General features: G+C 39.8%; 20 protein-coding genes and 1 pseudogene. 15 read left to right on the forward strand and 6 right to left on the reverse strand.

What is annotated here, in order from left to right:
- Positions 1-281, reverse strand: a pseudogene (locus tag AACW45_RS26785) (RNA-guided endonuclease TnpB family protein); the annotation flags it as partial.
- Between the two features lie 489 nt (positions 282-770).
- A complete protein-coding gene (gene patD / locus AACW45_RS26790) occupies positions 771-1,127 on the reverse strand; it encodes a heterocyst frequency control protein PatD (RefSeq protein ID WP_190636023.1) in 357 nt (118 codons plus the stop codon).
- A 296-nt stretch (positions 1,128-1,423) separates the two neighbouring features.
- On the opposite strand from patD, the gene AACW45_RS26795 reads away from it, so the two are divergent.
- A complete protein-coding gene (locus AACW45_RS26795; RefSeq protein ID WP_190636025.1) occupies positions 1,424-3,694 on the forward strand; it encodes a RelA/SpoT family protein in 2,271 nt (756 codons plus the stop codon).
- Positions 3,695-3,936: 242 nt separating this feature from the next.
- Here the strand turns inward: AACW45_RS26795 and AACW45_RS26800 are convergent, their stop codons facing one another.
- Both AACW45_RS26800 and AACW45_RS26805 read right to left on the reverse strand, forming a co-directional pair.
- A complete protein-coding gene (locus tag AACW45_RS26800) occupies positions 3,937-4,818 on the reverse strand; it encodes a succinate--CoA ligase subunit alpha (RefSeq protein WP_190636027.1) in 882 nt (293 codons plus the stop codon).
- A gap of 411 nt (positions 4,819-5,229) precedes the next feature.
- Complete coding sequence (locus AACW45_RS26805; protein ID WP_190636029.1) at positions 5,230-6,456, reverse strand: succinate--CoA ligase subunit beta; 1,227 nt, start codon at positions 6,454-6,456, stop codon at positions 5,230-5,232.
- 632 nt (positions 6,457-7,088) lie between these two features.
- Between AACW45_RS26805 and AACW45_RS26810 the strand changes: the two genes are divergently transcribed.
- The 5 genes from AACW45_RS26810 (at position 7,089) to AACW45_RS26830 (ending at position 12,423) form a co-directional block, all read left to right on the forward strand.
- Complete coding sequence (locus tag AACW45_RS26810) at positions 7,089-9,086, forward strand: hypothetical protein (protein WP_190636031.1); 1,998 nt, start codon at positions 7,089-7,091, stop codon at positions 9,084-9,086.
- Positions 9,087-9,192: 106 nt separating this feature from the next.
- Positions 9,193-9,462 (forward strand): hypothetical protein, encoded by a 270-nt coding sequence (locus tag AACW45_RS26815; RefSeq protein WP_313933808.1) that lies wholly within the window; start codon positions 9,193-9,195, stop codon positions 9,460-9,462.
- A gap of 345 nt (positions 9,463-9,807) precedes the next feature.
- Positions 9,808-10,701 carry an isocitrate lyase/PEP mutase family protein gene (locus AACW45_RS26820; protein WP_190636032.1) on the forward strand — a complete coding sequence of 298 codons (894 nt, stop codon included), beginning with the start codon at positions 9,808-9,810 and terminating at the stop codon, positions 10,699-10,701.
- Between the two features lie 26 nt (positions 10,702-10,727).
- A complete protein-coding gene (locus tag AACW45_RS26825; protein WP_190636034.1) occupies positions 10,728-11,213 on the forward strand; it encodes a glutathione peroxidase in 486 nt (161 codons plus the stop codon).
- 388 nt (positions 11,214-11,601) lie between these two features.
- Positions 11,602-12,423, forward strand: coding sequence for an SDR family oxidoreductase (locus AACW45_RS26830; RefSeq protein WP_190636036.1), 822 nt, complete (start codon positions 11,602-11,604; stop codon positions 12,421-12,423).
- A 123-nt stretch (positions 12,424-12,546) separates the two neighbouring features.
- Here the strand turns inward: AACW45_RS26830 and AACW45_RS26835 are convergent, their stop codons facing one another.
- The gene (locus tag AACW45_RS26835) at positions 12,547-13,143 is read right to left on the reverse strand and encodes a hypothetical protein (protein WP_190636038.1); all 597 of its coding nucleotides are present in this window, start codon (positions 13,141-13,143) and stop codon (positions 12,547-12,549) included.
- A gap of 728 nt (positions 13,144-13,871) precedes the next feature.
- Between AACW45_RS26835 and AACW45_RS26840 the strand changes: the two genes are divergently transcribed.
- From AACW45_RS26840 to AACW45_RS26855, 4 genes are all read left to right on the forward strand, one after another.
- Positions 13,872-15,008 (forward strand): sensor histidine kinase, encoded by a 1,137-nt coding sequence (locus AACW45_RS26840; RefSeq protein WP_190636040.1) that lies wholly within the window; start codon positions 13,872-13,874, stop codon positions 15,006-15,008.
- The gene (locus AACW45_RS26845) at positions 15,001-15,684 is read left to right on the forward strand and encodes a response regulator transcription factor (protein ID WP_190636043.1); all 684 of its coding nucleotides are present in this window, start codon (positions 15,001-15,003) and stop codon (positions 15,682-15,684) included. Before AACW45_RS26840 ends, AACW45_RS26845 begins: the two co-directional genes overlap by 8 nt.
- Positions 15,685-15,767: 83 nt before the next feature.
- On the forward strand, positions 15,768-17,888 hold the full coding sequence (locus tag AACW45_RS26850; protein WP_190636044.1) for a substrate-binding domain-containing protein: 2,121 nt from the start codon (positions 15,768-15,770) through the stop codon (positions 17,886-17,888).
- Complete coding sequence (locus AACW45_RS26855; protein ID WP_190636046.1) at positions 17,866-18,597, forward strand: FHA domain-containing protein; 732 nt, start codon at positions 17,866-17,868, stop codon at positions 18,595-18,597. The genes AACW45_RS26850 and AACW45_RS26855 overlap by 23 nt, the downstream gene beginning before the upstream one ends.
- Positions 18,598-18,795: 198 nt before the next feature.
- On the opposite strand, the gene AACW45_RS26860 is transcribed toward AACW45_RS26855, so the two are convergent.
- Positions 18,796-19,677, reverse strand: a complete 882-nt coding sequence (locus tag AACW45_RS26860) for an eCIS core domain-containing protein (RefSeq protein WP_199331243.1) — start codon at positions 19,675-19,677, stop codon at positions 18,796-18,798.
- 178 nt (positions 19,678-19,855) lie between these two features.
- On the opposite strand from AACW45_RS26860, the gene AACW45_RS26865 reads away from it, so the two are divergent.
- The 5 genes from AACW45_RS26865 (at position 19,856) to AACW45_RS26885 (ending at position 26,998) form a co-directional block, all read left to right on the forward strand.
- Positions 19,856-20,107: a hypothetical protein gene (locus tag AACW45_RS26865; protein ID WP_242045774.1), complete on the forward strand. Its 252-nt coding sequence runs from the start codon at positions 19,856-19,858 to the stop codon at positions 20,105-20,107.
- A complete protein-coding gene (locus AACW45_RS26870) occupies positions 20,107-20,628 on the forward strand; it encodes a phage tail protein (RefSeq protein ID WP_190545354.1) in 522 nt (173 codons plus the stop codon). Before AACW45_RS26865 ends, AACW45_RS26870 begins: the two co-directional genes overlap by 1 nt.
- 123 nt (positions 20,629-20,751) lie before the next feature.
- Positions 20,752-24,612 (forward strand): hypothetical protein, encoded by a 3,861-nt coding sequence (locus AACW45_RS26875; protein WP_190636048.1) that lies wholly within the window; start codon positions 20,752-20,754, stop codon positions 24,610-24,612.
- Positions 24,613-24,653: 41 nt separating this feature from the next.
- Entirely contained in the window at positions 24,654-25,196 is a 543-nt protein-coding gene (locus AACW45_RS26880) for a CIS tube protein (RefSeq protein ID WP_190636050.1), read from the forward strand.
- A 62-nt stretch (positions 25,197-25,258) separates the two neighbouring features.
- Complete coding sequence (locus tag AACW45_RS26885) at positions 25,259-26,998, forward strand: VgrG-related protein (RefSeq protein ID WP_190636052.1); 1,740 nt, start codon at positions 25,259-25,261, stop codon at positions 26,996-26,998.

Below are 26,998 nucleotides of genomic sequence, written 5' to 3' on the forward strand. Positions count from 1 at the left end.
GGAATCTTTTTCTTGCAATTATCAAAAAATCTTGAAATTGCTGCCCACGCTCGTTCTGCCATTGCCTGTCTTGCTGTTGAGTTCAGTTTTGATACCCAAGGAAAGTCAGGATTGTCTGACAAAACTTTCGTGTATTTGTTTAAATCAAATCCGGTTTTTGCATGACTATCTAACCAATAGCGCAAGCAAGAATTACGCACAAAAAGAGCAGTTCTCAAGACTTCATTTATCTTGAACAACTGCTCTTTTGTTGTTTCCGCTTTTGCTTCGTAGACTATCATGTTTATACTTAATTTCTATCAAGAATAATACCAAAAGATTGTCAAAAACTCAACTACCCTCCTAGACTAATTTCGTTGCACGAAATATCGTCTAAAAGGGTGTTTCGTTTTTGACCGCTATTCATCTCCCACTAAACCGAAGGTTAGCGGGAGTCTTCTAGCTTAGACTAGATAAATGATGAACTAAAGTTTAGTTTTATATACTCTGATTAGAGAAAAATATTATATGGCAAAGAAGTTTTTTTGACTCAGGTGTGGGATAATGAAAACCTTTACACATCAGAATTTCAGATTTTGAGTATCAGGAAAACGTATGTTTGGGGATCAAAGTTTTTGTAAATTTTCTCCACAGTTGTAATTGCCGAGTCTGCGGTGGGGATCGCGTAAGTTCAAGGGATAGATAACTGATTGGAGAACTTGTGGCGAAAATAGCTGTCAACAATCAGTTTTAAATGGGATGATAAAGTAACAACAGAGAGCAGGGATTAATTATGATTCTTCCCTTGTTTCTTCTGGTCGTAGGATAGCATCGCAATATCGGATCAGAGTTGTCAAGCGATCGCTAATTGTTTGCAGCCTTGCTTGTGCAGTTGACACCTGCCTTGCTCCTTGGAAAAACATAATGTCAATTTCCAACAACCGTAGCTGCTTACTCATCTCTGTCCGATAAGACTGCTCCTTTGAGTCTTCCTCAGTTAAAGGTACAATCTGCTGTACAAACAATTGTTTTAAGGAGGCTAAACGCTGTCGCAGTTGATTCGCATTGAGTTGGGTGTTAGTAGCATCAGAGCGGAACTCCTCTAGAAAGCTAGCCAATACCTGATATTTATCTGTATTTAGAGACATCCAGTGCTAGTTAAGATAGTATTAATGTCAAGTAATTTTTTTTCTACAATAAACTTTCTTAAGCTCTTTTTAGAACTAGAAGCCTCAAATTACGCTTTGAGGCTTCATTTGCCAGCAATATATATTTGGGATGATGCAGCAAGAAACCCGCACTGGATGATTACCATAGGCAATAAAGGTATCAGATTTATATGACTTGATGAACTAGCCTTTGGACAACAGCATTTGCTATCGACAATGCTGTAATTTTTGTCCCTATCTGAAATTAACCACAGATCACCTCTAGTCCCCTTTGTATGAGCACTATAGTTATTAATTCTTCAGTTGATATTCCTCTTCCGGATTGGCTTAAGAAATGCATAACCCATTCAAAAACTAGTAATGGCAATGCTGAAAGCGATCGCAGGTTTAATGATGCTAATTTAATTTGTCGTGCATTTGAATTTGCTTATCAACTGCATCAAGGACAATACCGTAAATCTGGCGAACCTTACATTTGTCATCCCGTCGCTGTAGCGGGATTACTATATGATTTAGGTGGTAGTCCTGCTATGATAGCAGCTGGATTTCTCCATGATGTAGTGGAGGATACAGATATCACAATTGAGCAAATAGGAGAGCTTTTTGGCGCAGAAGTTAGACAATTAGTTGAAGGCGTCACCAAACTTTCTAAAATTAATTTCAAAAGTAAAACAGAAAGTCAAGCGGAAAACTTTCGGCGGATGTTTTTAGCAATGGCGCAAGATATTCGAGTCATTGTTGTGAAGTTAGCAGATAGATTGCATAATATGCGAACTTTACAAGTAATGCCAGATGAAAAACGCCGCCGTATTGCCCAAGAAACCAGAGATATTTTTGCGCCCTTAGCTAATCGTTTGGGGATCTGGCATTTTAAATGGGAATTAGAAGATTTATCTTTTAAATATTTAGAGCCTGATGCTTTCCGGCAAATTCAACAGCACGTTTCTGAGAAACGCACATCGCGAGAAGAAAAATTAGCCAAAGCCACAGCCATTTTACGCGATCGCTTGCAACAATCTGGCATCAATTGTCTGGATATTAGCGGTCGTCCCAAGCATCTTTATAGTATCTACCAAAAGATGCAACGACAGCAAAAAGAATTTCATGAGATTTATGACTTAGCAGCATTGCGGATAATTGTTGAAACTAACGAAGAATGTTACCGTGCTTTAGCCATAGTTCATGATGCCTTTCGCCCAATTCCTGGTAGATTTAAAGATTACATCGGACTACCAAAACCAAACCGTTACCAGTCATTGCATACTGGTGTAATTGGGCTGACAGGTCGTCCGTTAGAAGTACAAATTCGCACAATGGAAATGCACCATATTGCGGAGTACGGAATTGCTGCCCATTGGAAATATAAAGAAACAGGCAATTCTAACAATAGCCATTTAAGTACCACTGATGAAAAATTTACTTGGTTGCGGCAATTACTCGAATGGCAAAGCGATTTAAAAGATGCTCAAGAGTATTTAGATAGCGTCAAAGATAATTTATTTGAAGATGACGTATATGTATTCACCCCTAAAGGTGATGTCATACCCTTAAGCCCTGGTGCCACCAGTATAGACTTTGCTTACCACATTCATACCGAAGTCGGCAACCACTGCGCCGGGGCAAAAGTGAACGGGCGCATGGTTCCCCTCTCAACCCGCTTGCAAAACGGCGATATTGTGGAAATCATGACGCAAAAGAACAGCCACCCCAGCTTGGATTGGTTGAACTTTGTCAGAACCTCCGCCGCTAAATACCGGATTAAACAATGGTACAAGCGATCGCGCCGGGAAGAAAATGTAGCTCGCGGTCGGGAATTACTAGAAAAAGAACTGGGTAAAACCGGTTTTGATAGCCTGCTGAAATCAGATGCAATGCAGAGTGTCGCCGAAAAATGTAATTACCACAGCGTAGAAGATTTACTTGCCGGTTTAGGTTACGGTGAAATTACCCTAAATTTAGTATTAAACCGTTGGCGCGAAGTAGTCAAAGCCCAACAACCCCTTGCTGTTGTCCAGCCATTTCTCCCCAAAGAATCAGCCGCAGCTAACAAAGCTTTACGCGATGCGCCTGCAACCTCCCGTGCCAGTGATTCGCCAATTGTTGGGGTAGAAGGTTTGGTATATCATCTAGCTGGCTGTTGTACGCCCATTCCTGGCGAACCAATTATTGGTGTAGTTACCAGAGGTAAAGGCATTTCCATCCACCGCCAAGGCTGTCATAACCTGGAATGCGTGGAATATGAACGCCTAGTACCAGTAGGTTGGAATGCAGCCGCCGAACATAGTTCTCGTCCCCATACTTACCCGGTGAATGTTCAAATTGAAGCATTAGACCGAGTGGGTGTTTTAAAGGATATTTTATCGCGGTTAAGCGACCAGGGAATTAACGTCCGCTACGCCCAGGTAAAAACAGCGATTGGACAACCAGCATTAATGGACTTGGGTATAGATATACGCGATCGCCCCCAACTAGAACAAGTGTTTGTGCAAATTAAAAAAATGAGCGACATTCTCAATATTCGGCGCATCGGTCAAATTGACGAGTAGGGGCGGGGAAACCCCGCCCTTTGTGCCAATGGTCAGTTGTTAGAGACGCGATTAATCGCGTCTGTACAATGGTAAGGGACATCCAATTTTTTAAATACCCAATAAATTTGTAGTGCGAGCATCTTGCTCGCTTTTGAACACCTGCGAGCAAGATGCTCGCACTAAGAAATATGGGTAATTTATTTTTTGTCAGTCCCTAAATGCCCCATGCCCAATGCCCAATGCCCAATGCCCCATGCCCATCACTTAATCGCTTTCCTCACTAATTCAGGAATTTGTGAAGGGCGTTCGGCTACGGGGACATGTGCTTCTTGGAAAGCCAATAATTTATGTTGTGCTGTGCCAAAGTTGGGATCGCGGCCGATAATGGTGGCTAACGTGCCAGTTTGCCGCCAATGTTTGCCTGGGGGGGCGTGTTTCCCTGCAATATAGGCAATTACTGGTTTATCAATGGCTTCGGCAATGTAGCGGGCTGCGGCTTCTTCACTACCGCCGCCTGGTTGCCCGACTAATACAATTGCTTGGGTGGTTTCATCCTCATCGAGAATTTGCAGCCATTGCAGAAATGATGAGCCGACTATGGTATCGCTGCCAATACTAACGCTAATCGATTGCCCTAAACCTGCTTTGGTTAATTCCCAAGCGACTTCGTAGGTGAGAGTACTGCTACGGCTGACAATTCCCACATTACCAGGGGTATAAAATTCACTGGGGTGAGTACCGAGAATAATTTTTCCCGGAACGATGATCCCCGGACTGTTAGGGCCGACTACCAAAGTTTCACAGGCTTCGGCTTTGCGGAGTAATTGCACCATATCTAAAGGTGGCACGCCAGCTGAGATGATGATAATCTGGCGAATATTAGAAGCGATCGCTTCTAAGGCTGCATCTAGAACTTGGTAAGGATTAACACATATAATAGTTGTGTCAATTGCCCCAAACTGTTTGACAACTTCCTCTACTAAATCGAAGACTGGCAGATCGTACAATTGTTTTCCACCAAATCCAGGATTTACACCAGCAACTAAATTAGTACCATAAGCTTTCATTTGCGTCACATGAGTTGCTGTGATAAATTCACTGAAACCTTGGATGATGACTTTACTGTCTAGGGTTAAATTCATAAAAAATTACGGTAATTTTGCCATCCCAGCGCTATAAGTACGGGGAAGATATCAATACATGAGTTAACGATCCGCTAATTTGCACAATCTTGGGTTAAGACAGTCATTAGTTGTGAAAATAGCAATAACCAATGATAGATAAAGCGATCGCACAATAAATATGTGTTTTAGATTACACGGGGTTACAACAGATAATTTTGACTATATTTTACAAATATTGTGGAAAAAAACTGATTAATTCTAGGTTATGCTACAAAAATGTTAAACAAGTATTGCATAACACATTCACTTATTGTTACTTTTCCCAAAGTTCCGATGAATTGGGATCGCTAACACAAGTTAGTTGTTAATTACAATACTCATTCAACATCTAGTGTATGTCTTAATCGCAGCTATTTTGATTTGCAGAATTTACCGTTTAGATACAGTTGACTTAGCCAAACGTACTGATTCTGCTACTGCTTCGTCTAGATTTTCGACTACGATCAGGCTATCACTTTGGGCTTTTAAGGTAGCTAAATATTTTCTAGCTGTGTTAAATTCTGAACCAGCCAGCCGGACTACTAATCGGGGAGAACCACTATCACGACGGCTTCTTTGCCCGTTAGAACGGACAGCTTGGGGTTTAATTTCTGTTTGATATTGTTGAATAAATTTGCCAATCACCTCAGCCAATTCTGTATCTTGGGAACTGCTACCCAAGAGATTGATCAAAATTACTTGTATGCTTTTATCAGCAGTCAAGATTTTTAAACTGGTATCTAAGCGATCGCAAAATGTCGTCTCGGCTGTATCGCTTAAGAAAGCATGGCGTAAATTTAAGCACAGTCCCGGCTTACCGCCAGAATTGACAACTAAATCTAAAGTTGCCAATACCGAACCCGTACCATTACCGAGAATGCCGATTTTACCGTGTGTTTCTCCACTATCCCATTTACCCCCATGACCGTTATTCTCGCTATTACCGTGAGATTTGACGATTTTGGCTGCCATTTGGGAAATTTCTGGATGTCGCCCAATCGCTCTTTCATTAACTCTGACTTTGCCATTCAAAGCCATAACTTGACCGGAAGCACTCACCCCTAGAGGATTAATTTCGACTAAGTCTAAATCTTTCTGGATGAATAAATGATACATTTTCTCGATCGCATCGCTAATCGACTGCATCAAGGTACCTTCTAAACCCAACTTTAAAGCTAATCTGCGGGCATAAAAGGGCGAAAATTCCTGTTCTACCACCACATACTCCATTTTTTCCCCAGCTGATTCCCAATCAATATCAGCTTCCTTGCAGCCTAAAAGCACTGGGCGACAGACCGCAGTATCTAAAACTACTGCTAAATATAATTCTTGCTTGGCATCATATTTTGACTCTGCCAATACCACCTCCGGTAACTCGCCCCAAATTGGCAAATTGAAGATTGTTTGCGCAGCTGCGATCGCATCGATGGTTGTTTCTACAATCCTGACACCACCTGCTTTCGCCCGTTCAGCTGCATGGACTTGCGATTTTAACACTACAGGATAACGAATTTTTAACCGCTTGAGATCGGTGGGATGATCGATTCTTTGAGATGGCAATACAGGAATGCCGATTTTCCCAAACCATTCTTTAACTTGGTATTCTAATAAATCCATGAACACGCACCTGGTAGCGACATTTGCAGAGTATTTCTGTAACTATTGCTGTTAATCTTTCACAGCAACTTGATGACAAACTTAGCTATACATACCTATAAAAATTTAATTTCATCAATCAATTTTATCTAATTCAGTCACTAAGGTAAATTAAACTTTCTCAGTCAAAAATTAGTAGTAGTTCCCCAATAGGTAATTAATCTCCTCAGTAAATTTCCCAGGTTGTCAGTGAATCATCATATTCATCAGCAACCGCGATCGTCAGGTATATTTAGCTTTTGACAATTCTTAGTGTACTGTAAATGCTCAACTCAAGCTCAGTAGCAGCGATGCATTTTATCTGCCTTAGGAACTGAGGGAAAATAACCAAAGATTTTATTATGCCCATTTTTTAGGAGTAATTTCTCATTTCTGTAAGATTGTCAAATAGTACTTGAATTCGGGGACAACTAGGTAGAGACAGGTAATTCCTGTTCTATAGATTTTTGGTGAAAACTCAGAATTTGTGTTAGAAAGTTGGTCAATCTGATTCTCTGGCTCTGGTTGCTTAAACTGTGCATCTGCATTCCAAAAACGAAAGTCCTAACTTTCCCACTCTCGAAGATAAGAAACACTATATAGAAGAAACCTCTATGAAAGTAGCAGTTCAGCAAGATGACCTACAGCTACTAACCAAAACTTTGCAGGAACTATTTCTGGCCGAAGTCCCGTTTGGTGGAGCCTTCCAAGTGAAGTGTGCTGTCAATAATGATGAACTAATGATTCTCATTCAACATCCAACAGGCTTGACAGTTGACACTCACACCGTCTTTCAAGTACTTGAGGATGCCATTCAGTCACTACTAAGTCATCGGCATGAACCTATACAATGCTTTCTGCGAGTATTGGGTGAAAAACGTCCTTATACCAAACGTTCCCTCTATATTAATCAGAGGGTAGAAATTGATGAAATAAATACCTATAATCCGCAACAGGCAAGTGTTGCCCAAGAATCTACTGATAATACTTTTGGTAATGAGTTAATTTTCCCTTCTTTATCTGACCCCATACCAGAGAACAGAAGCGATGCAGTGAATTCCGACTTCACGCCAACTAATGCCAAAACTGCATTCAGTGATGAGACTGACTTACCTTTTACACCACCTGTATTTGGCCGTTCATTCGCTGATGAACTTGACGACTCATTCCCTCCCCCTGATTCCACACCAACATTCAGCGATTTCAACCACGAATCCGATGCAGCCTTCGCTTCTACTATCTCCAATGGTTCCTTTAGGGATGACATTGAGGAAGAAGCACCCTTCGATCCCTTCGCAGACTCACCAAATTTATTAACTTCTAAGTCCAAAAAACCCATCAAGTTAATATTGTTGGCTGTAGCTGGTGTAGGAACTTTGGTTTTAGGTAGCGGAATTTACTTTCTCGCCAATCCTTGTATTCTTTCAAATTGTCCAGCAATACAAAATGCGGAACAATTAACAACTGAATCTAAACGCTTGATGCGTCAGGCGAAATCTGAGCAGCAATTAGTCGCATTACAACAACAAATCGAAGCTTCCAAGACTGAAATAGCACAAATTCCTGCTTGGTCGCTAAATAAGGGCAAAATTGAAGAACTAAAAACTAATTTAGCTAGCTCGACTGAAAAAATTGATGCCGTAGTCAAAGCTTTACAAGCAGGAACTTTGGCTATCAAGAAAACCCAAACGCCTACTACTAACTTAGAGGAATTACAGGCGAGACAAAAACTATGGCGAAGAGCGATCGCTCCATTAGAAGCTATATCTAATAATAGCGAATTATATAATTTAGCTCAAGTAAAATTGCTGAGTTATCGTGCTGGATTAAACGGTGTTAATCAGCAATTACTCGCAGCAGAGAAATGGCTCAAAAAACTGACTGCCGCAAAAGCTGTAGCGAATGCAGCCGCCCAACAAGAAACCACAATTAAATCCTTAAGGGACTTAATCAAAGTTCAGTCTACTTGGCAAGTAGCAGTTAATGCTTTGATTATCATTCCGCCTAGTAGCTCAGAATATCAACAAGCACAAGAACTGTTAAAAGAATATAAACCAAAATTAGCAACAGCACGCAATCGCGCCACTAAAGAACAACTAGCCGCGAAAACCTATCAACAAGCTATTAACGCCGCCAAGCAAGCTAAAGAGTTTGAGCAGAAGCAACAATGGCAAGGGGCTGTTGCCCAATGGGAACTAGCTTTACAGTCTGCTAAACAAATAAATGAGGATAGCTTTCAATATCGTCAGGCACAATCTTTAATCGAACCTTATTCTTCCACCCTGAAACAGGCACAAGTAAAACTAGAAATTGCAAATAATTTGCAAAAAACTCGTACCGATCTTAATAAAGTTTGTACTCAAGGGCTGCGGATATGTACTTTTACTATCAGTAATCAAGAAATTAATGTCCAGTTAACCCGTGAATATGACCAAGCAAGGCAAAGTAATATACCTGCAAATTCAGGAAATCCGGGGATGATTGCCAATGGTAATAGACACTTAGAAGTTTTACAGCAAGCTTTAGGTGTAATTAGTGACAATGCGAATATGTCTTTGGCTATTTACGATTCCCAAGGCAGACCAGTATATAAGCGATCGCTAGAAGGGTAAATTTGATTATAGGGCATGGGGCATGGGGCATGGGGCATTGATTGCCCTGTGTCTTTGTTTGTGCTTGTCCTGAGGATTTTTTGATCACAGACTAATGGATTTTCTCATGCTTATGGCTAGTGGAATTTATGCGATCGCTAACATTGGTCGGTTTAAAGTGTTTGTTGGTGATGTCCATAGTATTAAACTAGTGTGGCCGGGAATCTTGGACATGCTGAACAGTGGTAGTTATCCGCACACAGCATTACAACAAGAGTGGCGACAAGTCTCACAGCAGCGACATTTCACATTTCACACCCAGCAAGAAATTCAAAACAATCCAGAAATTGTTGGTATTGAGCAACTGGAACCCACAAAAACCACAGCAATCTCGTAGGATTGGGATCACCCCCACCTGTGTCAACTTAAGGTGAAATCCGCTTGATGAAAAGGTTTCGACCTCACCCCCAGCCCCTCTCCCCTGGGGAGAGGGGAGCTAGAGATCCAATTCCCCTTCTCCTTGGGGAGAAGGGGTTAGGGGATGAGGGCGAGAGGGTTTTGCACAACGCCTGCCCTATATAGCTTTCGGCTTAAGTTGACACCTATGGGGGTCACCCCGCCCCTACAATTTGGCATAATTTATTCTTTGGAGTTCCCTAACAACTGACAGGCATAGCGAATCAAATTTGGCATCCAACGCTGTATTCTCAAATAGGGGAATTCTCGATTAAAAAATTACTCTATGTCAGCTGGACAAAAACTGCGTCAGTTATTAGCGCGTCCTGAAATTATTGTGATTCCTGGTGTTTATGACTGTTTGGGTGCGAAACTAGCCCAAAAGTCAGGTTTTGAAGTAGTAGCTACTAGCGGTTTCGGTATTGCTGCTTCTACCTTGGGTTTACCAGATTATGGTTTTCTCACGGCTACAGAAATGCTCTACAGTGTAGGGCGAATTGCTCAGTCAATTGATGTACCGTTGATTGCGGATTTAGATACTGGCTATGGTAACGCCTTGAATGTGATGCGGACTATCAAGGATGCTGTACAGTTAGGTTTGGCTGGGGTACTGTTAGAGGATCAGGAATGGCCGAAAAAGTGCGGTCATTTTGAAGGTAAGCGCGTAGTTTCCCTGGCAGAACATGCAGGTAAAATCCGCGCTGCTGTAGAAGCAAGAGGTGATAGCAATTTAGTTATTATTGCCCGGACTGATGCCCGCGCGCCACTGGGTTTAGAAGAAGCGATCGCTCGCGGTCGTGCTTATATTGCAGCTGGTGCAGATATACTATTTGTGGAAGCGCCCCAATCTGTTGCAGAATTAAAAGCGATCGCTGCCGCTTTTCCTAATGTGCCATTAGTCGCTAATATCGTTGAAGGTGGTAAAACTCCGCAGATGTCTCCGGCTGAGTTACAGCAATTAGGTTTCAAAATCGTCTTTTTCCCCTTAACTGCTTTATTAGCCGTCACAAAAATTATGACTGCTTGCTTTGAGCAGCTTAAAGCCGAGGGAAACACAGCGAATTTTTCCGAATTAGTCAGCTTTCAAGATTTTCAAGCACTGGTTGGCGTTCCGCAATATCTGCAAATTGAAAAGGAGTTTGCAGCAGAAAATTACAAGCCAATTTCTGACAAAATTTAGTAATAATTCACCAGCAAAAATTTAACATGAGCGCTAACATTTCTGACATTACAGTCACAACCATCAATGGTGAGAATAAGCAATTGAGCGAGTACCAGGGTAAAGTACTCTTAATTGTGAATGTCGCATCCTACTGTGGTTATACTCCTCAATATGAGGGATTAGAAAAGTTGAACCAAGAATATCAAGATGCGGGATTAAGCATTTTGGCTTTTCCTTGCAATGATTTTGGCGCACAAGAACCAGGTAGCAACGAAGAAATTGTTCAATTCTGTACTAGTAAGTATGCAGTTAGTTTTGAACTATTCGATAAAGTGCAAACTAAAGGGCCGCAAGAACACCCACTTTATGCCAGACTCACAAATGCAGTTGAACCAACCGGGCCTGTAGCTTGGAATTTTGAAAAGTTTGTAGTTAATAAGCAAGGTGAAGTTGTAGCGCGATTTAAAAGTAGTGTCAAGCCATATTCACCAGAATTAATTGCAACTCTCGAAAGTGAATTAGCAAAATAATCAATTCAAGGATGAAGGATAAAGTAAGTAAGTGTCATTTGTCATTTGTCATTTGTCATTGGTAAAGACTTTATTGTTTACTGACTTACTTATACTTTATCCGTCATCTTTAAATTTTATGATTATCAATACAGCTAATCACACAACAATCACACAACAAAGTTATACAGCAGATTGTAAGTTGGTGAGGTACAGATTATCGTTGATTGTAGGGGCACTGGCACTGCCATGCCCCCAAGCGCGTACCTCATTTACTAGCCTATGTTTTTGAATTCGTAGTGATTACTAAAGTTTTTACTACAAAAAATAACTATAATTAATTTTGCGTAATTCCTGAAAATCATAACAATCTTTCTTTTCTCATCCCTAATCCCTAGCCCCTATCTTTATGAATATTGCAATTATTGGTTGTGGTTATGTTGGTTGTGCAGTTGCTAAATATTGGCAAGAAAAAAATAACTTTGTCGTGACTGCAACTACAACGACACCTGCAAGAATCTCAGAATTAGAAACCTTATCCCAAAAAGTGATTGTCACAAAAGGCAACGATTATGAGGGGTTAAAAGCAGCATTAAAGAATCAAGATGTAGTGCTGTTAACTGTCTCTGCTAAAGGTGGTGATTATGAAACAGCCTATTTGCAAACGGCTAAAACTTTAGTATCTATCTTACCTGAAATATCTACTATTCGGCAAGTTATATATACAGGTTCTTATTCTGTATATGGTAATAGAAATGGCGCGGTTGTCGATGAAGAAACAATCGTGAATCCTAGCAACCAGAATAGTATTATAATGCGACAAACTGAAGAAGTATTACTATCAGCAGCTACTGACAATCTTCGGGTATGTATTTTGCGTTTGGGCGGTATTTATGGCCCTGGTAGAGAACTGATTAAAATATTTGGGCGCGTTGCGGGTACAACTCGTCCTGGTACTGGTGATGATATCACTAATTGGATTCATCTTGATGATATTGTGGGTGTAATTGACTTGGCGCGAGAAGATAATTGGCAAGGTATTTATAATGTGGTAGATGATGCACATTTAATTAATCGAGAATTTTTTGCTCAGTTATTTGCAAAACACAATTTACCGTCAATTAGTTGGGATACTTCTCAAGAAAGTAACCGCCCATATAATGTTTGGGTATCGAATCAAAAAATCAAAGATGCTGGATATGAATTAATTCACCCCCAAATGATTTTTTAATTGATATAGCATATTTCAGGAAAATGAGGTATGCGCTTCGGGGCATGGCAGTGCCAGTGCCCCTACAATCAACGATCATTTCTACCTCACTAACTGGCAATCTGCTGTATATAATTTGCTATCTCACCAATCATTAGATGCTTGAAACCAATACCAGCGATCGCCTAATGGATAAATATGGTAATTAGCAGCACCAAAGGGGCTAGTTTGCGAATTTGGTTGATATGCAAAGCCGTAAGAAACTGTATCCGGGCCTAATCCATCGCCATGACTATAAACTCTAAAATAGCTACCACCATTAGAACTTGAGGCATATTCATCAACTTGATAAATACCTAATTTAGCCTCAATTAATCGCGGTTGGTTCGTTTTGCTGGGATTTTTTGCTAACCATTGTACAAACGCTGGGCGAGAAAAAAAGAAGCCAATTCTCCGGGGTACATAAAACTTTAGCAAACTATAGGAAACTATAATAATAAGGAATGTGACTGTTAACCTTTGGAATTCTGACTTGAGGGTTGGTTCTTTGCGCCTTAACCAAAGTTTAATTCCCGCGATCGCACAAGCAGCTAACAAAATTAACCAGAGAAATGCGATCGCAATAAAACCTAATAACCCATTAAGAACACCAGGATATATACTCAACACCAAGGTTAAAGCACAGGTGAAAATTGCATAAAACAATAGTAAGTTGGTTGGTGCAATGAAAATGGCTGTCATTGGTCAATAGTCAATAGTCAATGGTCAATAGTCAATAGTCAATAGTCATTGATTATTGGTAGGGGTACGGTGCTGTCTGAGAATTATCTGTATTCAGCAAATTGTAATCTGCTGTAAGTAATTCGGTATAAATCAACCTAAATATATTAAGAAATGTAAATAAACCTTAACCTCTTACCAATGACAAATGACAAATGACAAATGACAAATGACAGCCTTTGCCAGCTATATTTAATTACGCCGACTTACATATATGACCAATCATAATTATTTTTTGAGACTTAATATTTATTTTAGAAATTAGCGCTCAGTTAATTATTCAAGGCTGAAGAAATATTACAGCAGTCCACTCTTGATTAACGTTGGTAAACGCCCAACATTGAGCTGAAGGCAAATGATAATATCTAATTATAGTTAACCCCTCCTGCGAAAATCCCTAACCTGGAAGAGTTTGTGATTGCTTTGACGAGCGATCGCCTGTTTGCATTAACGTTTTGATCCTCCTGCGGGATGATGTCTTCAAAAAAATTAAATATTTTTTGCCTTGTATAGTTTTATGCTGTTCTGCTATACACAGGTAAGTTGTGACTGAGTGGTGGAGGTGCTTAACTGAAGTAGGCGATCGCAATCTGTCTGCTGATGAGTTGATTCAGTAGTCAGTATTCGGTTTTTTTGGGTGTATTTATTTGCTTAAGTATAAATCTTTATTCGCATAAGTGAGTCAAGCTATGAAAACAGGCTTTTCTCCCCAGCACACAGAACAGGATTTTGATGATTTAAATTCATTCAATATTCAAAGTTTTTGTCAGCTGCAATCTGAGCAATTAATTAGTCACTATCCCATTATATTTGCGCGGATTGTCTATCATGATTGTCTGAGAAAAAATCATCAAGAAGTTATTAGTTATGCACCAAATCAACCCCCATTCTCTGTTAAAGAATTAGCTTATCTTCGTTCAGAAAGTTGGCTGAATAATTACCCCCCAGTCTTTGAGGTACAAGCCAGTAATTTGCATAATCTTGCCACTTTCGCTTATATTTGCCCCATAGGTTATAGAAATCAAAAACCAGAATATATTCAGATAATTACAAAGGAAGCACTTTCGTTAGATCGGCAACAGCAATTACAGCAATCTGCAATGTTACTGAGTAAGTATGCCAGCATATATTTAGTATATGGCAGACAAAAAACCGAAATCCAATTACTAGAAGAGTTAATCCATAAAATTGGGCATCAGTTGCGTAATTCTTTGGCAATGATTGGACTTTACGCTCACAATTTATACTTGGGCTTGACCGGGAATAAATACCAAGAACAAGCTACAATTATTCGTGAAGGTATAGAAGATTTAGATACTAATTTAAGTCAATTAATAGATTGCGGTCAAGGGGCGAAATTAAGAAAATCTTCTCAAGATTTAAGAACTTTAGTGCTAGAAAGTATCAAAGGATTAGAACCGTTAATTCAACAAAAACAAATCAACATTAATATTCCTACGACATCTACCAATCTCCTCATAGACCGCTTACAAATGAAGCAGGTTTTTGATAATCTTTTAAGTAATGCAGTTTACTTTAGTCCTCATGCTGCAACGGTAACTTGTAGCTGGCAGATTTTTCAGGAAGAAATTTTAATTAAAATTAGCGATCGCGGGACGGGATTATCACCAGAAGATATTCAAAAAATATTTACGCCTTTTTATTCTAAGCGTCCTGGAGGTACAGGATTAGGTTTAACTATTGCGAGAAAAATTATTTTAGACCATCGCGGAAACCTATGGGCACAAAGTGTAGCAGAAGGTGGTGCGCAATTTTGTGTAGTTTTACCTCGACAGAAAATGTCTAGGAGTCTGGAAGATGGTTAATAGTAATAGTCACAAACTTACTGTTCTGCTCGTAGATGATGAAGAACGTTTTCGTCAAGGTATACGTACTCTCTTGAATTTTTATAGTATTAGTGCAGCATTACCAATAGAAGTGGTAGGTGAAGCTGATTCTGTAGAGCAAGTGTTAAAATTTACGCTAAAAAATTCACCAGATTTAATTTTACTAGATTTACAATTAAGCGGCAGTGATGGCATTACAGTTTTACTCAGGCTGAAAGAAATTGCTTACACTGGTAAAGTTTTAGTATTATCAGCACATCAAGAAGATGATTGGATTTTTCGCGCTATGCAAGCGGGTGCTGCTGGTTACGTGTTTAAAAATCGTTTGGCTACCCAATTAGGTGATGCTATTAATACGGTGATGCAATCGGAGATTTACTTACCTTCAGAAGTTGCTAGCCGATTTTTCCGGTTTTTTCAAGCTTACTCCGATTCGACTTTAAGAGCTTGCCATCAGTTACACTTAACAGAAAGAGAACAAGAAGTTTTATATTGGTTAACTCAAGGTGCTTCTAATGAGGAAATTGCTAAACATTTATATGTGACAGTTGCTACAGTCAAAGCTCATCTGACGAGTATTTTTGATAAGTTAAAAGTTACTAGCCGAACTCAAGCTATTGTAGCGGCGCTGAAGTTAGGGTTAGTAAAAGCGTGATTTGTCATTTTTCAGAGACGCGATGAATCGCGTCTGTACAATTGTCCCCCTAGCCCCTATTTTCTCCTCTCGCTTCCAACCTTATGCCTGCGGAATTTTATCAAGAATATCCTTGTTCCTACAATGCTCCTTTAAATTGCGATCGCCCTTTTCAAACTGCGCAGGAAATCAAAGGTGCTAAATTTTGTTTAGAATGCGGTTTTCCGGCGACTTTACCCGAAGAAGCTGTGATTAAGGGAAATCGGGATAATTATCAGGTAGGTAATTTTTTGGGAACGCGGGGAAATGGGCGATTATATACAGGAATTCAACTTAAGGATCGCCAGCCTGTAATTATTAAAGAATACCTCCTCCCCAGCCGTTGTTTTAACGAACAAGAAACTCGCGAACGCAAAGACACTTTTAAGCGGGTGGGAGGGGTAACGTTAGCAGATAGCAGAACACAAAATTTCCGACTTGTCAATACCTGGGAAGCGATCGCGGATGAAAAAGGCGAACGCTGCTATTTAATTACCAAAGGTACAGAAACCGCCCAAACTTTACGTCAATATATTACCCAAAATGGGGCAATGACAGCCCTACAAGTGCGCGAATTACTCAATCAAGCTCTGCAAACATTAGAATTTTTACATAGTCAAAAACTGCGGTTTCCTTCAAATCAAGTGCAGCAAGGATTAGCACATGGTAACCTGAGTTTAGATAGTATCTTAATTCAACTAGAAAATAATCAACCATATATCTATTTTGACGATTTAGCTATTTGGGAAAATGTCTTTATTCCTCCCGCTAAAACCCAACCTGCACCTTGCAAGCGAGAACAAGATTTAGAAGCATTAGGATTAGTGGCGTTTTATTTATTGGTAGGAAGAACCACAACTTATTCTAATGAACCTCTCAACCCTAGAGACAACGATCATTGGCCGCATACAGATAATCATTTAAAAAAGTTTATTTATCGCCTATTAAGGCTCGAAAACCCCTTTGCTAGTGCGGAAGCGGCGCGTCAAGCTTTACTGCAACTTCCCCCAGAAAATCAAGTAAATAATTCATCGCAATTATCAGCATCAGAAGATAAAGAAAAAGATTTCCGGAAAAAATTAATTTGGCTGTTAATCTTTGTTTTATTATTACTAGGCGGGGGAATTTGGTATTATTTATCCCAGCGCCAACCAATAGAAGATAAAAGCAAATATGCAGTTTGGCTGGGACTTGTTCGCAGATTTTCGGAAGTAAATAATGTACCTTCTGGGAAATTCAGCTATACAGGTGAAAGAGATGGAACCTGGAGTTTTATTCTCAAGCAACAAATTGAAGATCAGACGCTGGAAAAATGGTTAACAAATCCCAAACCAGAAGTTAAAGCCGAATTTAACTATCAACCAGTTAAGTCTCAAGATTTAGATAATGTTAATCAATCTTTAGAAGCAGTAATTAGCGGCGAGCAAAACTTTGCAATTACGAGTGTAGTTGATAAAATCACAGATAAATTAGAGAAAAAGTCCTTTGCTGATGATGGGTTACTTGTATATGTAGCATTTAATAAAAAAGATTCTAATTTAGCCAATGCTTTAGGCGGAAAAATTACCCTAGAGCAATTACGCCAAATTTATACGGGTAAAATTACCAATTGGCAACAAGTTAATCCTAAATTGCCGAATTTACCAATTAAACCATACGCACCGACTGAACCGGAAGCGATATATCAATTTCAAAAATTAGTTTTGCAAAACGATCCTCAAGATGTAGCTTTATTTAAAAATATCCCCAGACTGGATACAACCAAAACGCAAAACACCATCCGCAGTGAAATTTTGGAGGGTAAACAAACGGGAATTATTGGTTTTGGGATTTTAACCAAAACCTGGGCCCAGTGTACCGGCTATCCTTTGGCGATAGTTAATGGTAATAACAATCCTAGTCAACCCCTATTTCAAAAACGCGATCGCCGTCCCATTAACCCTGCTGATGACCTGTGTCAGCATGATAACTATTTTTTTGATGTCACGGCTTTTCAACGCTATCCTTTAAGATACCCTATATTTGTGGTCTACCCTAAAGACAAAAGTCGTCAACCACCGGGGTCTACATTTGCTGAGATACTAACTACTCGTCAGGGCCAGTGTTTACTTAGTAAAGTAGGTCTTGTCGCTTTACAAAATATACCTGATGATATAAAGTCCTATGCCTGCAAATCGGTGCCCTAATCCTAGTTGTGAATATTTTAACCGGGCTTTGCCCAACAACGCCAAAGTTTGTCCTTGGTGTTCAACTCCCTTGGGGAATGTAATTTCACCCACACCAACCAAACAAGTTTCGCCACAACCAACATCACCCCAAGCATATCCCCAGCAGCCAATTCCACCCCAACCACATCCACCCCAACCACATCCACAGCAACAAATTCCCCAACAGCCAATTCCCCAACAGCCAATTCCCCAACAGCCAATTCCACCCCAACCAAGTGCTATACCTGGGGTAAATCAACCCACCTATCAACCCCCAGCTGATTATGCTACAGAATATCAGCAACGAGGGAATCCATATATTCCACCTGTACAACCGGGTTATCCCCCACCACCAAGGCTACCAGTTCTCAAGCTGATTCACACCACAGGTAGAGAATTTATTTGGTCGGGAGAAGCAGGTTTTATCGGTCGTCGCAGTCAAAGTATGACAGTTGCCCCAGAAATTGACTTAACAGGGATTCCCAATGAGGGGATAGTATCTCGTCGCCATGCACGCGTCAATTGGGACTGGTCGCAAAATGCTTATATGATTGTTGATATGAGTACAAATGGTATCTATTTAAACAACACACCTTTAAATCCTGGTGTGCAATATCGTTTACTCAATGGCGATTCAGTGCAGTTTGGTCAGGATAATCTCGTAAGATTTACGGCGTATATTATGTAGCGATAATTACTTTGCTTATAGGTTAAAGACTCTCATCCTCCGCAGATTTGACGGAGGATTTTTTTCTTAGTCAATAGTCAATAGTCAATAGTCAAGAGTCAAGAGTCAAGAGTCAATAGTCAATAGTCAATAGTCAATAGTCAATAGTCAATAGTCAATAGTCAACCGTCAACCGTCAACCGTCAACCATCAACAATTTCAATGATTTTGCTGAACAACGTGGGTTAATTCGTGCGCCAGTAATTCTTGACCTGATTGGCTTCCTGGTTTATATTCACCTTGACGGAAGAAAATATCTTGTCCGGTGGTGAAGGCGCGTGCTTGAATTGATTTGTTCATTTGGTCTGAGTTAGAATCGTTGTGGATTTTAACACTACTGAAATCATAACCAAATGCTTGCTCCATCGGTTGTCTGACATCATCGCCAAGGTTTTGTCCGCTTCCGCGTGCTTGTTGAATAGAACTTTCTAGATTTGATGAGGTGTCTATTCCACTTCCAGTAGATTTGGCTTGTAATTCTTGATCTTCTTCTGGCATTTCTTCCCGTTGTAGGGGAGTTATAGAATTTGTCAGAGATTTGGCTTGTAATTCTTGATCTTCTTCTGGCATTTCTTCCCGTTGTAGGGGAGTTATAGAATTTGCGAGAGATTTTGCTTGCAATTGCTCTTCATCTTCTTCTGGCATTTCTTCTCGTTGCACTAGGGGAGTGATAGAATTTGCGAGAGATTTGGCTTGCAATTGTTCTTCATCTTCTTGTGGCATTGCTTCCCGTTGAATCGACTGCTGATTTGCAGGTTGACTCATGTTTTGCATTACCTGCTGTGCAACTCTATCTGCTTCCTGTTCGTACATATCGTTAGGCTGACTAACTGTTAGTTTAGCTTGAGGACGCAGGGAGATGCGGCTAATATCATGGGTTAATGGTTGACTTTGGCGTTGTACCTGAGTCAAGGCTTGAGGTGTAGTTTCAGCAGATTGGGAACCAAAGCCACGTTTTGCTTGCTTGAGTGTAGGTATGGAAATGGGTGGAATAGCTGTATTATTAGTCTTCTGACGCTGGGCTAATATCCGTTCTTTCATAATTTTCTCCTAATGCCCTAGCAGCAAGCAAATTTTTTACCAATATGAATATCTAGGATACTGCGATCGCATTTCTCAAACTATTCTGCCAAAGTCTAATTTGGTGTAACTCAAGTTCGACTTTTGGCTAATGTTGATTCTGCGGCAGTACCTTTAGCCTTGATTTTAGGATAGATTTTTGATTTTTAGTATGGATTCCCAAGACAAGCAAACTTTTTTTACACCTGTGGGCGAGGTTGGGGGTTCTGTTGCTTATGGGGGTGTACCCATCACTTCTAACGGCAAACAGGCGGCTAAAGCGGCTGATAAGTATCTTAAAGATTCATTGCTGTTAAATAAGCTGACGGATCGTGTGTATGAACTTTTACTGACAGACTTGCGTTGTCAACAGGAAAGATTTAGTAACTATACTCATCAAAGGTGGTTGTAATGCCTGAAGGTAATAATAACGGCAATGTTACTCACGAATTAAAGTATGTCACTACCAATCACTTCTATTTAGAAATAGATAGTACGATTGCTGCGTCTTTTACAGAATGCTCTGGTTTAAGTTTACAAATCAAGAAAAATGTTTTTATGGAAGGAGGTGTCAACGATCAGCAAAGAATTTATTTAGGACATGCTGAATTTTCTGATGTTACTTTAAAACGTGGAATTACCGATAACCCTGGTTTTTGGAACTGGATTAATGCCATGTTTGATGAAAATTCTACGAAGCGGCGTAATGTCAATATTCTGGTTTTTAATCAAGCTGGTGAAACTATGATGAGTTGGACTTTAATTGGTGCAATTCCCATTGCTTGGAAAACCCCAAATTTACAAGCAGATGGTAATGCAGTCGCAATAGAAGAATTAACTTTAGCTTATGAAGGTTTGCAATTAGGTAAATCTAATGGAGGCGGTAATCCGCAAACTAGGGAGAAAAAATCAGGATTTTTCTTGTCTAATTAATTGGCAATTTTTCTATGGAAATCATGCCTGTTATTCAACCAATATTAAGTAAATCGGTAATTACATCCAACTATATTAAACAATATCAATAATCTGGAAACTCTTACCAAAGACAAATGACTAATGACTAATGACAGCCCTTCTCAGCTATCTTTAAATGCACCGCGATACTTGGTAAATAGAATCCCATTAATTGGACTAGGGGTAAAAAAGCCTCTAGGTCAAAAGTATAGCCTTTTAGCGCGAAAAGAGTCTAGTTCTGTGCCTGGACAAAGCAGTGCAATTAAGCCTATAGGAAATCATTTACCATTAGTTACAGCTTCACAATTTTTACTATCTCCAGAAAATCCCACTTTCAGCGAACCGATAATAGATAATCATGATGCTGCTGAACCGGATTATATTAATACTGGGGTTACTTTTATTGATTTTGATAATGCTGATATTAATGAAGAAGTTAGCAATAGTTTAGATAGTCAAAATATAGATAATAATCCGTTAGACTTAAATCATCAAGCTCAGTCTAATTCTAAAAAATCTCAAAAAAGTTCTAGTAAACAAGAAAAATCAAAAGCTAAACCTAAAACGACGAAAAAAGCTAAATCATCGGTTAAGGATAAAGGTAACAAGCAGGATCAGCAAATTAACTTGAGTGCAGTAGATGATGCTGCAAGTACAGCTATAAATTTAGAAAATAATCAAGCACCTAAATTCACAGATAATAATAATGATAGAGATACAGCCAGCACAATTCCCAATACTATATTTTTAGATTCGCCTTTAGGAGAAAATTTAATTAGTGAGGAAACATCAGGATTTACTGATGCTGCTGCTAGTAATGTGAATTTTCATGATGAAAATATATCTGATAATCTAACGCGATCGCCAGAACATACAACGTCGCAAACTCCCATAAATCAAGGGTTTCAGACTCCAACAACAGAAAATAATATTGAAAACGCTGTTAAAAATACAGTCTCATCGGATATTAATATTCGCCAAATTCCCCAACAGCAAGAGGCTGATAATTCTGCCAAGTTTATCGCAAACCAAGCAGTAGATAGGGAAGGAGTAGTTTTAATTGAAAGAAAATCAAACGCGGATAATATAATTTCCGAACAGCCAATAGTCGCTTCACAAGCGGTTGATTTATCAGATATATCAGAAAATATAATTGCACGAAAATCTGATATTTCTAGCAATATACCTGTTGAGTTTACACCAACTCCACCTGTAATCTTCAATCCGGTGGAAGTGACGGAGGAACAAACAGACACAGAAATAGAGAAAGTTGTAATTCATAGGGAATTTGACACAGATAATATTATTGCAAACCAACCAATAGTTGCTTCCCAAGCGGTAAATTTGAATGTGTCAGAAAATGCGAGCGCGCGCCAAAAAGAAAATCCCAATATCCCTGTAATTGCGGATAATTCAGTAAATTTGGATGTGTCAGAAAATGCGATCGCGCGCCAAACAGAAAATCCTCATTTACCCGTAGAGTTAACGCCAACACCACCTGTAATCTTCAATCCGGTGGAAGTAACACAGCAAGCAATAAACAGCGATAATATCATTCCCCATCAACCAACAGTTGCTTCCCAAGCGGTGAATTTGGATGTTAGGGAAAATGCGATCGCACAAAAATCAGAAAATCCGAATATACCTGTTGAGTTAACGCCAACACCACCTGTAATCTTCAATCCGGTGGCAGTGACAGAGGAAGCAATAAACACCGATAATATCATTCCCCATCAACCAACAGTTACTTCCCAAGCGGTGAATGTAGATGTTTCAGAAAATGCGATCGCGCAAAAATCAGAAAATCTGAATATACCTGTAATTGCAGATAAACTTGTACATTTGGATGTTAGGGAAAATGCGATCGCGCAAAAATCAGAAAATCCGAATATACCTGTTGAGTTAACGCCAACACCACCTGTAATCTTCAATCCGGTGGAAGTGACAGAGGAAGCAATAAACACCGATAATATCATTCCCCATCAACCAACAGTTACTTCCCAAGCGGTGAATGTGGATTTGAGGGAAAATGCGATCGCGCGCCAAACAGAAAATCCCAATATACCCGTCGATTTAACTCCCACTCCACCTGTAATTTTCAATCCGGTGGCAGTGACAGAGGAAGCAATAAACACCGATAATATCATTCCCCATCAACCAACAGTTGCTTCCCAATCGGTGAATTTGGATGTTTCAGAAAATGCGCTCGCGCGAAAATCGGAAAATCCCAATATTCCTTTGGAATTAGCACCAACTCCACCTGTAATTGCAGATAAACTTGTACATTTGGATGTCTCAGAAAATGCGATCGCACAAAAATCAGAAAATCCGAATATACCTGTTGAGTTAACGCCAACACCACCTGTAATCTTCAATCCGGTGGAAGTGACAGAGCAACCAACAGACACCGATAATATCATTCCCAATCAACCAACAGTTGCTTCTCAACCGGTGAATGTGGATTTGAGGGAAAATGCGATCGCGCGAAAATCAGAAAATCTCAATATAACTGGGGAATTAACCCCAATTCCCCCTGTAATTGCGGATAATCTTGTAAATTTGGATGTTTCAGAAAATGCGATCGCGCGCCAAACGGAAAATCCCAATATCCCCGTTGAGTTAACACCAACTCCACCTATAATCTTCAATCCGGTGGAAGTAACGGAAGAACCTATAGACACCGATAATATCATTCCCAATCAACCAACAGTTGCTTCCCAAACGGTGAATGTGGATTTGAGGGAAAATGCGATCGCGCGAAAATCAGAAAATCTCAATATACCTGGGGAATTAACCCCAATTCCCCCTGTAATTGCGGATAATCTTGTAAATTTGGATGTTTCAGAAAATGCGATCGCGCGAAAATCGGAAAATCCCAATACACCCGTCGAGTTTACTCCTACTCCACCAGTAATTGCAGATAATCCAACATTCGCTTCCCAGACGCTAAATTTGTCAGATGCGCCAGTCAGTCAGGTTTCAGCGTTAGATAATAGCCAAGTCAACACAGATATTCCCACTGGTGTGACTCCACCTATTTTCAGTGAAAATACAGAAGTAGATGCAAATATAGCATCTAAATTTACTCAATTTAACCTTACCAAAAATCAGACACAAAACCTAGATAATATACCAGCACCTCAAGGTTACGCCACAGGGGGACAAGTCACGCATTCCTCAGTAGAGAAGCCACACATAGCATCTTCGGATACTGTACCTGCTATGCTCACACCTGGGGAGTTTGTGGTTAACGCTAACGATGCTCAAAAAAATCTTCACATACTCCGGCATATTAATACAGGTGGTGTAGCAGAAGATATAATTCTTCCCAGTTTAGAAATACCTACTCCAGAAAATCCGACTAAAGTCGATTCTTTTGACGACACTTCATTACAGCGTCATCCTGCTGACTTGGGAACAGAAATTAGTCAGCAAAGGTTGTCTCCACATAATTCTTTGCAGCTGAATCATGTAAATCGTCAAGCTACAGCAGCAAATCCACCCTCACCCCATTACTCCCTACCAACATTAATATTCCGCAAACCAAGCGGTAATGATAACACAGCTTATGAGACTCCTAACCAATGGTCAACTGTAGAAGAATTGCTGAATGGAAGTAACGATCCATTTACATTTTTTAACTTAAATAATGAAGGAGAATCTAATTGGCAAAATTCTTCAGATTCTCAAAGTTCTCAATCATCATCAACATCACCACAGGTATTTACTAAACGTCTATCTCCCCAAGGCTTTGCTAATGGTGGTGAAGTAAAAGCGCCTGATATAGCTACAGATATACCACCAGTTACTCAAACAATCCAAAATCCATCTGTAGCTAATCCTGAAGCTGATGAATCTGCAAATTTGGAAGCTTTAGCCTATGAAATATATAACAGATTGCGCCAAAAAATAGAAGTTGAGCGAGAGCGTCAAGGTATCTATTTAGGACGCTTACCTTGGTAAATTTTATCTCAAAGTCACCCCAAAGAAGGAGAAAAATTAAAATGGCTAATCCATCAATTTTCATTCCCACCAAACGCAATCCCCAACTGCAAAAAGCTAAACTTGTGGGTTATAACGGCGAAGCGCCAGATATAGAAGTTATGTTTAATCCCACAGAAATCAGTTTTACACGTACTGTTAGCTGGAAAAGCGATCCAGGTAATAGAGGAACTACGCTTTTACCTAAAGTTAACTTTTCTGGTGTCGAGCCTTTTAAATTTACTTTAAAACAATTACTTTTTGATACTTATGAAACCAAAAAATCAGTCATAGATGAACATATTAATATTATCAAAAAAGGAGTAGAAACTATTGAAGGAAATCCCGACAAACGCCCGCCAGTGTACATTTTTACCTGGGGAACCGAATATTTTTACTGTGTAATTACTAGTCTAACATACAATTTAACCATGTTTCTCACCGATGGTACACCAGTCAGAGCAATGGTAGATATCGCCTTACAAGAAGTAGATAAAAACAACCTCCCCGGTAACAGACAATCAGCTTCTACAGGCTCAGATCGCGCCAAAGATTCCCGCATATGAACAAATTAATCTAACTTGCTGTTGATCGGAGTAAAACGAAAAAAAAAGACAAATGACAAATTATGCCTGATCCAACTCTCTATTTAAGCCAACCAAAAATAGAATTAGGAGGACAAGCCGCTTCTCCTGAATTAATGAAAGATTTATTACAAATTACTGTAGAAGAAAGTTTACATTTACCAGCGATGTTTACGCTGGTTGTGCATAATAGTTATATGCCCACGGTTGACCGTGCAGAATATAAACCTTGGCGACATGAAAATCTCTTTGAAATTGGTAAAAAAATTAAAATAGGATTTACTTCTAGTACGACGCAAGACGGGAATTTTCAGAAAAAATTAGATGATTATTTAATTGAAGCAGAAATTACAGCAATGGAAGTTCACTTCAATGAAAAATCGGAAGCCCACATGATTATACGCGGTTACGATATCTCCCATCGTCTCCATAGAGGTCGTTATAATCGCTCATTTTTAAATAAAACTGATAGCGATATTGTTAAAGACATAGCTTCAGAAGCGGGAATAGGAATTGAGAAAATAGAACCCAGTGGAGAAGTTCATGAATATGTCTTTCAAGAAAACCAAACTAATATGGAATTCTTGCGCGAAAGGGCGGCGAGAATAGGTTTTGAGTTATTTATTCAGAATAATAAATTATATTTTCGCAAACCAGAAAGCCAGGAATCGATAAAACTAAAATGGCTGGTTGATATTAGTAAATTTAGTACCCGCGTTACCAGCGCAGAACAGGTGAGTTCTGTAGAAGTGCGCGGTTGGGACTATACTCAAAAACAAGCGATCGCATCTACAGCCAAAGCAGAAAAGGTAATAACGGAGACAGGCAATAATAAAGGTAGCAGTAGTAGTACCAAGTTCGCCAACTTAAAAGCGCCGAAAATGACAGTAGTCGATCAACCCATTGCTACCCCTAACCAAGCCCAAAAAATGGCGCAAGCTTTGTGCGATGAACTTGGCGGAGAATTTGTCTACGCAGATGCAAAAGCCGTAGGTAATCCCAAAGTTAGGCCGGGAAAAGTAATTGAAATTGAAGGTTTGGGTAAACGCTATAGTGGTAAATATTATGTCACCGAAACTCGGCATTTCTACACCCAGCGCATTTACACCACAGAATTTAGCATTCGCGGATTGCGGGCGGGTAACTTATTTACCACTCTTTCCAGTCAAACCCGTCTCCAACCCGGACAAACCTTCTTAGTCGGAATTGTTACCGACAACAAAGATCCCAAAGGATTGGGGAGAGTAAAAGTTAAATTCCCCACCCTCACAGAAGAACATGCTAGCCACTGGGCGCGAATCGTAGCTGCGGGCGCAGGAAATCAACGGGGGTTTGATTGTTTACCAGAAATCAACGATGAGGTATTAGTCGGGTTTGAACATGGTGATATTCATCGCCCCTATATACTAGGCGGCGTTTGGAATGGTAAAGACGCACCACCAGAAGGCGTGAATGATACAGTTGTCGGCGGTAAAGTTAGATTACGCACCGTTAAAACCCGTACAGGACATACCTTACAATTTGTCGAAGAAGCTCAAGGAAGCAGTAAAGCCGGAGTGCGCGTCCAAACCAAAGGCGGGCATAAAATTTATCTTAACGATAGCGATCGCTGTATTGAAATTCAAACCAACGGCGGTCATAAAATTAAAATGGACGATCAAGGCAAAGCAAAAATTACCGTAGAATCCACAGGCGACTTGTCATTAAATGCACCAAAAGGTAACATTGAGATTACCGCCGGGATGACTGTAACCGTTAAAGGTACGTTGATTAAGTTGAATTAA

It is taken from the genome of Calothrix sp. FACHB-168 (assembly GCF_963889195.1).
GTDB classification, from domain to species: domain Bacteria; phylum Cyanobacteriota; class Cyanobacteriia; order Cyanobacteriales; family Nostocaceae; genus Aulosira; species Aulosira anomala_A.